6 protein-coding genes are annotated in these 9,636 nt (G+C 37.3%); 4 read left to right on the top strand and 2 right to left on the bottom strand.

Features of this window, described 5'->3' with window-relative positions; all coding sequences use genetic code 11:
* From Q0541_RS23660 to Q0541_RS23645, 4 genes are all read left to right on the top strand, one after another.
* Nucleotides 1-1,411: sigma-70 family RNA polymerase sigma factor (locus tag Q0541_RS23660; protein WP_298916304.1), on the top strand; the 1,411-nt coding region annotated here is incomplete at its 5' end.
* Nucleotides 1,412-1,416: 5 nt separating this feature from the next.
* On the top strand, nucleotides 1,417-2,658 hold the full coding sequence (locus tag Q0541_RS23655) for a DUF1822 family protein (protein WP_298916303.1): 1,242 nt from the start codon (nucleotides 1,417-1,419) through the stop codon (nucleotides 2,656-2,658).
* A gap of 5 nt (nucleotides 2,659-2,663) precedes the next feature.
* Nucleotides 2,664-5,012 carry a CHASE2 domain-containing protein gene (locus Q0541_RS23650; RefSeq protein WP_298916300.1) on the top strand — a complete coding sequence of 783 codons (2,349 nt, stop codon included), beginning with the start codon at nucleotides 2,664-2,666 and terminating at the stop codon, nucleotides 5,010-5,012.
* A gap of 35 nt (nucleotides 5,013-5,047) precedes the next feature.
* Nucleotides 5,048-5,821, top strand: a complete 774-nt coding sequence (locus tag Q0541_RS23645) for a DUF928 domain-containing protein (RefSeq protein WP_298916297.1) — start codon at nucleotides 5,048-5,050, stop codon at nucleotides 5,819-5,821.
* Nucleotides 5,822-5,836: 15 nt separating this feature from the next.
* On the opposite strand, the gene Q0541_RS23640 is transcribed toward Q0541_RS23645, so the two are convergent.
* Nucleotides 5,837-8,500: a CHAT domain-containing protein gene (locus Q0541_RS23640; RefSeq protein WP_366941922.1), complete on the bottom strand. Its 2,664-nt coding sequence runs from the start codon at nucleotides 8,498-8,500 to the stop codon at nucleotides 5,837-5,839.
* Nucleotides 8,501-8,706: 206 nt separating this feature from the next.
* A partial coding sequence (locus Q0541_RS23635) for an S-layer family protein (RefSeq protein ID WP_298916291.1) occupies nucleotides 8,707-9,636 on the bottom strand: 930 nt, incomplete at its 5' end.

The raw sequence follows: 9,636 nt of genomic DNA, 5'->3' as shown, positions 1-9,636 counted from the left end.
CTCGCGAATATTTTTGGCTTCTCCCCCTCTTTTTGCACAATTGGGATGCTCCCTTATCAGAGAGCTATCAAAGCAAGAGTTATTTGATAAAAAAGAAAGTTTTTATGTTTCTATATCATCGTTAGAAAAGCTCGCAGAAAGACATCTGTGTGCATACTTACAGGAAGCTTGCCTTTGGGCAGCTAGAAAAAGCTCTCAAAGATTTAAATTTATCCAGCATAAATATCCATTAGAGGAATACTTTCAAATAGCTAATTCAGCTATCTATCCTCCAGCAAAACTTTTCAAAAATTTCAATTTTGACTACTATCAAACTAATATAGAAGGCTATACTAAAACAGCTGTTATCCGTTTCATTAGTAATACCATTTATCAGAAAGAGTTAGAAGGTAAAAGAGAAAAGTTTTCTAACTACGGTCTTTTAAAAGATTTGAGTAAGAAAGAGATGCAGGAAGCTTTAACTATAAAAGGAATAAATCAGAATCGTGTTAGCTTATACTGTTTAGCTTGGCAATGCTTGGAGCAAATTTATCAACCAAACCAAAGGCAAGGAAACCGTAGTTTAGAAATACCTAGTTCCGAATGTTTTCAGGAAATTGCATCATTATATAATGAACAGTGTAATCAACTAGGATTTCTGGAAGCACCAGCTTCAAAGGATAAAATTAAAGAAATATTAGAATTTTGTATTCAAGCAGCTCGTGATTACCGAACAAAACATTTTCTGCCTTTAGAAAACTACGATAACTTAACTGATAGCCAGCATACCGCTTTAGATAATCTTATCCAAGAAGAAGAATGGCAACAAGTAAACTCACTTGTTTCAAGTTTATTTTCAACTATCCCAGACACTGGTCAAATAATGTTAATACTTTGGCTGGGATTAAACTTAACTCAAACTGAGATGGCAGTAGTTTTAAAAAATAAATATTCTGAAATCCAAAAACAATATCAAGTAGCTCGACAGCTGGCAAGATATAACAAAATACTTTTAAAAGAGTTTATTAATGAATCTCAAAAAACTTATCCTGAAATTTGTCTGAATGAAGAAAAAGATATTGAAATAATCAAACAGTCATTGGATGAATGTCTACAAGTACACTGTCAGCAATTATGCAAATATGCTTTAGATAAAATTACTAAAGAATGGCAGGTAAAAAGTCAAATAAATATTTTACAATTGGAATTAATGGATAAAGAAAAAACAGATGAAAATTTTGGAGATTCTATATTGAAAGTATCTCCTAATATAAACGAGGTCAATAAGATTTTGAAAGAAGCTTTTATGTATCAACTAGAAATAGATATGGATTTACCTACAAATTCTTTAGCATTAGTCAGTAATAAACTAGCTGATTTTGTAGATGAATGGCTAAAAGATAATTTTAAAAATTTTGGGATCAAGAATTAATAATTATGCCAATTAACTTAAATGATTTGACTCTAATCTATCCTGAACATTTATGTTTAGACATATCAATCCAAGAGCGAGAAGCGGCATGGGAGCAAACTATGCAAGAGCCTTACTCTAACACAGCTGCTCGCTGGAATGCCTACCTAAATCATTTATCTCTAAATAATTTTTTAACTGGGTTACAAGAAGACCCAGATTTGCAAGTAATACCCAGGTTATGCTTTCAAAAAGCTGAACTGCCGAGTATCTGGGAAGTAGTAAATGGCTCTATGTTAACTCTGGGCGAGACTAGATTAGTATTAATCCCCAGCGATAAAAGCTACCTTCCAGAGTTTCGGATTCCGCAAGAATGGATTGATATTCCTAGTTGGTCAGCCCATTATTATATAGCGGTACAATTAAACCTAGAAGAATCTTGGCTGCGGATATTGGGTTATGCTAATTATCAGCAAATCCGAAAGCAAGCTACTTATGATCTAATGGATCGAACTTATTGTTTAGATGTAGAGTATTTGATTGCAGACTTGAATGTAATGTGGGTGGCACAAGAACTTTGTCCTCCCAAGATTCCAGAGGTTAAATCATTACCAACTTTGCTAAAAGCACAAGCAGAGCAATTACTGGAACAATTGAGTAAGTGGACTTTTTCTTCACCTAGACTCAATGTCCCCTTTGATATGTGGGGGGCATTACTGGGAGTAGATGAATTTCGGCAGCATCTTTATCAGCGACGCTTAGAAAAGCAAAAAAATAATCAAGTTGAAGCCAGCTACTCTGTGGGTAACAATTTGAGCTTATGGTTTCAAAATATATTTAGTGTGGGTTGGCAAAATCTGGATAGTTTGTTATTAGCACAACAAAATACTTTAGCTGCTCAATTCAGAAGTGATTTTGAGTTGAATGAGGGATATGTCAAACGAGCCAAGCTAATTGATTTAGGGATGCAACTTGGGGATAGTGCAGTTGTGTTATTAATTGGTCTTAAAACAGAGGTTGATGGCAAAATCAATCTGCGCGTACAATTGCATCCAGCAAATGCAGAAACTTACTTAATACCAAATCTCAGACTGATTTTGCTTTCACAGACAGGGACAATTCTTCAGGAAGTTACTTCCAGAAATTACGATCATTACATTCAACTCAAAAGATTTAAATCTCCCCCTGGAATTCGCTTCAGTATACAAGTTGCTCTCGATAATGTCAGTATAAAGGAAGATTTTGTACTGGAAACAATTGATGACTGATAGTCATGACTAAATTAGTCGTGTTGAATTTAGGAAAAGGTAGCTTGAAGCAGGGATTTACTACTGTTACAACTCAGTTGTATAACTATAGCAACCCTATACCGATACAATTTACAGGCAGCTTGCCTGCTGCACCAGAACTTATAGAACTCTACAGGCGTTGGCAGTTACTATATTTGTTGCTGCATGAAGCTCTTTTTCCTGGTCAACGTTGGCATAGAAATATGGCAAGCGATGGAGATATTGAAATTGATGCAGAAGATATAACTAATATTTCCTCTGTTGAGTTTAGTAATTTATGTAACATTTTACAAAATAAAATTAATATTTGGTTAAAATCTGAGCTATTTCGCAACATTGATCAGAAATTACGCACGAAGTTAGATCCTCATGAAGAAATTCAGGTCATTCTAGAAGCGGAAGATGACCAAGTTCGGCGGCTACCCTGGCATTTATGGGATTTTTTTGAGGATTATCAAAAGGCAGTATTTGGTTTAAGCGCTCCTGAAGTAGATGAAGTTAAACCATTACGCAAACCGACTACAGGCAAAGTTAGAATATTAGCCATTCTTGGTAATAGTGCAGGAATTGATATTCAACAAGACCGAGCAATACTTGAACAACTACCGGGAACACAGACTGTTTTTCTGGTTGAGCCACAGCGCTTGGAGTTAAATCAATACCTGTGGGACAAGCAGGGCTGGGATATTCTTTTTTTTGCAGGACATGGTTCGAGTCAAGCTGATTGTGAAATCGGTCAAATTTATATTAATCAAACTGATAGTTTAACGATTTATCAGTTAAAAAATGGTTTGAAAGCAGCGATCGCTAGGGGTTTACAACTGGCAATTTTTAACTGTTGTGATGGATTAGGATTAGTACGGCAATTGGCATCGCTGCACATTCCCCAAATTATTGTCATGCGGGAAGCAGTACCAGATCAGGTTGCTCAAGAATTTTTGAAGCACTTTTTAGAAGCTTTTGCTAATGGAGAATCTTGCCATTTGGCAATGCGAGAAGCCACAGAAAAGTTGCAAGGTCTAGAAAGCACCTTTCCCTGTGCTAGTTGGTTACCAGTGATTTGTCAAAATCCAACAGCGATGTCGTTGATGTTAGTGAATAAAGTAGACTCTAAACCTACTAGCTTGCACAGCCGAAATATTATTGGGAGAATTTTTAAAGTCAGTATAGTTGTGACTGCCTTGATAATGGGGATGCGCTCAGTTGGCATATTGCAGTCATGGGAGCTTATGGCTTTTGATGCAATGATGCGATCGCGACCTGATGAAGGACAAGATCAACGCATTTTAGTAATTACTGTCACTGAAGCTGATGTGCGATCGCAACCTGCCAAAGAAAGAGGTGGAGCCTCATTATCAGACCGCACATTAGCTCAAGTTGTAGAAAAATTAGAGCAGTTCCAACCGCGAGTGATTGGCTTGGATATCTATCGTGAGAATCGCGTAGGAGCAGAGTATAAAAAATTATCTAGATTAATGCAAAAAAGCGATCGCTTTTTTGCTATATGTGAAGTTAGTGAAGAAAATAAAAACAGTGGTGTTTCGCCACCACCTGAAGTTCCAAAGCAAAACTTAGGTTTTAGTGACGTTATACGCGATCCCGATGGCATTATCCGCCGTCAAATATTGGCTATGACTCCTGCATTTCCTTGCAACATTGATAAATCTTTTAGCTTTCAGTTAGCAAACCGTTACTTGCTTGTTGAGAATATTCAGTCAAAACTTACCGCAGAAAAAAACTGGCAGTTTGGCAATGTTGTCTTTAAAAACTTGGAGGAAAACAGCGGCAGCTATCACAAAATTGATAATTTAGGTCATCAAGTGCTGCTTAATTATCGCTCTTCGGATCAAGCTATTACACAAGTAACTCTTGCAGACGTTTTAAACAATAAACTTACTTCTGATTTAGTGAAGAATCGGGTCGTCCTGATTGGTACAAGTGCTGAAAGTTTTCATGATTATTGGTCTACACCCTATAGTGCCAGTCAATCGTCATATCAGCAAATGCCAGGGGTAATGCTTCAAGCACACATGGTGAGTCAGATTCTTAGTGCCGTTTTAGATAATCGTCCATTATTGTGGACGTTACCGAAGTGGGGCGAATTTATTTGGGTATGGGTTTGGTCGTTGATTGGAGGCATAATTGTTTGGCAATTTCGGTCATGGTTAAGATTGGGATTAGCAGGAGTAGCAACTATTTGCGTGTTATATAGTATATCTTTTGGTCTGTTGCTCCGAGGAGCCTGGATACCGATAGTGCCATCAGTTTTAGTTTTAATAGCTAGTGGGCCTAGTATAATTATTTATCCACTTTTTCAAAATGACCAAAAATAATAAAATTTGTTTTTCAAGGTTGCACAATTAAGATTATGAAACTGAAAAATATACAGAAAATCTTTTTTATCTCTGAAAGTAAATTTATAATCATTTTACTTTTGGCAATGTTTAGCTGTACTAGCTATCCTTTAACATTGATAGCAAAGTCTCAGCAGCCAGCTAGCAGTGGTAATCAACCACCACAAGATGGATCAAGTAGAGGTAGACCTTCTAAACGCGGAGGAGCAGGAAGCCGTGGTAACTGTCCATCTGTGGAAGTACCGCTTATAGCCTTAATACCTGAAAAAAAAGTGGGCTTAATTGTCGAAGAGAATGCCACCTTTTGGGTGTTTGTACCCTATCAACCTAATGATGTATTTGGTGGAGAATTTGTCTTGCAAGATGAAGCAAACAACGATATTTATCGGGCTTCTTTTACCCCACCTGAGATACCTGGTATTGTTAGCTTTAGTTTACCATCAACCGTACCATTGAAAGTTAATAAAACATATCAATGGTACTTTAAACTTTATTGTAATCAACAACAACGATTAGATTCAGTGTTTGTGCGTGGATGGGTGCAACGTATAGCCCTAACACCTAACTTTGAAAGGCAGTTAAAAGCAGCTACTACATTACGCGATCGCATTCAACTATATATCCAAAATGGTATTTGGTACTCAGCTCTGACGGAGTTAGCAAAATTCCGCTTTGCTGAACCCAAAAATACTACTCTTGATAATGAATGGGCTAGTCTGCTGAGAAATATTGAACTAGAAAATTTGGCTAAAAAACCTCTTGTGGGAGAAGTCAAAATTAAACAGTAAGCGTTACAAATTACTTTAAAGCCAGTTTCCGACCAAAATGTATGGTGCCCATAAATAGGGAATTTCATAATCAGTTAACAGCTTAATTTGAGCGCGACGAACAGCTTCAGCTTTAGTTACTTTGCTATTTTCTAATTCTTGATAAAATTGACTCATAAATTCAGCAGTAGACTCATCGTCTACCGCCCATAAAGTTGCTAATGTACTACGAGCACCTGCACGTACTGCTATGCCAGCAAGTCCTAAAGTAGCGCGTTTGTCGCCTTGAGCAGTTTCACAAGCACTTAAAACAAGTAATTCAATCGCGCTAGATTCTCTTTGTCCGCTTAGTCGAATTAAATTATCAAAATCCTTGACTTTTAAGAGCTGATCCCAAGTTAAAATAAATGTTTTATCAGGATTAGAACTAAACTCGCCATGAGTTGCTATGTGAACTACTGTATATGGTGCTTTTTTAATTTGATTTTGCACATTTATTTTGGTAAAGGTCTGATTGAGTAGTTCTGCATTTCTAGGTAAAGCCAACTGAATTTGTTGTAATTCAACTTTTACATTTTTGAGTGGAGCAAATGAATGTCCTTCAATTCGGCGCTGCTCAGTTAGTCCGGCAATTAATCCATTAACTTTGACTTCTTGTAAAGATTTTGGTTGAATTAATTGTAAACCTGGAGCTAAGGATATAGCATATTTTTGTATTAAATACTTTTGATGTTTGTTATCATATAAAACTGCCATTGGAATATTCCGTAAATCACCATCTAGTACAAATACTAGCGTTTTTATATTCGTTCTTTCTAATTCAGATTCTAATGGTTGAATTAACCAGCTATAAACCTGTTGAGATAACTTATTAACATCATTTATTCGGTCTGGTTCTTGCAAATATTGTTGTAATTTCTCTAAAGTACTTTCAACTTCTCTAGCTTTTTTATTAATTGTATAATGAGATAATTCAGCTTGATTTGGTAACTTGAGAATAATATCTAAATGGTCTGGCAAAATAATGGGATAAAGTACTGCTGCTGTAGCATCTGTTTTGTCAACTATTTCATCAATTTGTTCAGGTGCGGCTTTTAAACAAGCTTCTCGGAAGAAGTTTTCTAGTTCAGCTAGTTGCAGTGTTTCAAGTATGTCACGAGCTTGCTTTAAACTTTTTTGACTAATACTTCCTTTTGTATTTACTTTTGTACTTATTGTAGATGAAGGTTGCAAAAGTAAATCGACTAATTGTCGGTAAAGGGGTTCAATATTATCTCGAAAGGAAAACTGGACATCTGGATTAAGAGCAATTAAGTCATTGCGTAGATATTTGAGAGTATTTACTGCTTCAGTGTAGTCTGCGATCGCTCCAGTCAAATCTCCTTGTATTCTAAGTATGTACCCTAGTTGCCATTGCCACAAATAAGCTATATCTCCAGCTTTAATCGCCTGGGCTTCCATTAAAGCTTGCTCAGTCAGTTTTTGGGCATTAGGTATATCGTGGTTTTCTAAATATAATCCACCCAATGCGCCTAAAGCATAAGCAACTGAACGCTGATCACTTATACTTTTAGCTTGCTGTACAGATGTCGCTAAAATTTGAGCGATTTCTTTCCACGAAGGCATATCTTCGTTAGTAGCTTGTTTTAAGCATACTAAGTTCTCAGCAAAATGAATTTGTGCATAATTTGCTGTGTGGCTTGCAGGTATTTTGGTCAGCTTTACCTGAATTTCAGAAGATAGTTTCTTGGCTTGTGACCATTGCTGAAGTTTTAACAATATACTCAAATGATTGAGTTGGGCTTGGATTTGTGAGATTGGCGAGGTTGCTGTGGTAACAGCCTCTTCGTAAAATTGCGCTGCTTGTTGGAAAAATTTCACAGATTCTGTGGAGACAGGTCTGTTGATACAATGCAACGGAGTATAGTTTTCAAAACTGGTATTATTTTGCTGAGATATTTGGCTATTACCTAAAGCTAATGCGGTATTACCTAAACTCAACAATGTAGCACTTATTTCTGAAGGAGATTGTAATTTTTTGGCAATGTCTCGGCTTTGTTGTAAAACCTTAAAGGATAGTTCTAAATCACCGACCAATTGTAGAACATCACCGAAGCTACGTAAAGCAGTAGCTTTAACAAGCGAGTTTGGTTGCTGTTCAAGACGGGGGTGCAATTCTTCTAAAGTGGTGCGAGCTCGACGGTAAAGCCCCAACGCTTGCTGTGCCATGCTTTGGTTAATCAAACTGCGGGTTATGCCAACTTCATCACCTGCTTGAGCATAGGTATTAGCAGATTGCTTCCATGAGTCTAAAGCTTGTTCAGTTTTGCCTAGTTCTAATTGCAGATTTCCTTGAATATCTAGGGTTTGTGCCAAGATTAATGCAAAATCATGAGTTTTGAGTTGTGAGTTTTTTAAGAGGTTCAGGCTTTGGGTAATTGCAGCTTCTGCTTTTTTCCACTGTCCAAGTTGCTTAAAGACTAACGAAAGATTGCTTAACGCCATCGCTTTTCCTCGTTCGTCTTTTTGCAGATTAAAAGCATCTGTTGCTTGTTGCAAAACTGTTACTGCTTCAGATAACTGTCCAGTTTCGTAGAGTTTTCGACCTTGTTCAACTAACAATTGAGCGTTTGTTTGAGTCTGGGGAAATTGAGATAAGACAGGAACTGAAATTCCCCAAACGCTTAACAAGGCAGCCAAAACAGCTATTGTTATTATTCTTAACCATTTTCTAAAATAAAGGCGACTTTTGCAAGTCACGATAATACTTTTTAGAAAACGCTGTACTACAAGAAAAAATCGAAATCTTTTTTTTGTCATTGACTTTGCCTCGGACTCGCACCGTTGATTAGCAAATAATTATTTGAGCTTCTTCCACACTTAAGTTCACAGGAAAGCAACTTGGATTATTTTTGAATAGTGGTGGCTTGGGATGGACAAGTCCCGCCAAGGGCGATCGCAGGAGTAAAAGTATTGGTATGAGTTGCTATAGGTGTAAAGGCTGTTAGCTCCACTGTGCCAGACTTGTTAATTACCCAACCAGTAGCTTCCAAAATCGTCGGGCTGATTTGCGGAACTTCTAGGTCAGGGCTTTTGTGCCCGAAACTCTTCCTAAAGTGTGAATTCTTCCCTACACTTGTACTCCTTTGTTCTTGAGGATTTAATGTCACCCAATCAACAGTTGCAGTTTGATTAGTACGAAGCGCTTGTGTTGGTAAAGGTGGCAAACCTCCGCGTCCGGTGATCGTAAATGAATTGCCTTTATTTGCTGGACAACCTTGGGCAATCAAATCAGAGCGATCAACAAAATCGACTGGTAATTCTACCAATCCCGAACTGGGATCTATATCAGGTGTATTGATTTGCACTGTACCATTCAACTGCTGATTAACTCCTGTGGCGGTGATATCGCTATCCAAAGTAGGTGTATCACGTAATTGAGTACCAAATATCCCAGTAGCCTTGATTTTCACATTTCCGCCTCGAAAATCACTAGAATTGGCACTGATATCGCTATCGGCAAATGCAACTAAAATATCGGTATCAATGTTGATATTGCCACCAATAACATTTTCTCCCTTCGCGTTAGTGACAATGTTGCTGCCACGAAGCAATATCAAATCTTTGGAGCGCAGATTGATAGTAGCTTGTTCAATATTCGGGTCAGTATTGACAGCTTGGGTATTAGCATTGAGAGCAGCGTTGTTGTTTAAAAGAATAGAGCCAGCATTAATAGTTAAATTACCTGCAATTCCTTGGCCTTGGCTTCTGACATTTACTACCGCCCCATCTTGAACAAGTAATTTATCGGTATTAATCGTCAAGTTTCCTGCATT

Source organism: uncultured Nostoc sp. (assembly GCF_937863485.1).
Lineage (GTDB): Bacteria > Cyanobacteriota > Cyanobacteriia > Cyanobacteriales > Nostocaceae > Nostoc.
The sequence above is the reverse complement of the archived record's forward strand: the minus strand, read 5'-3'. Positions and strand labels throughout refer to the sequence as shown.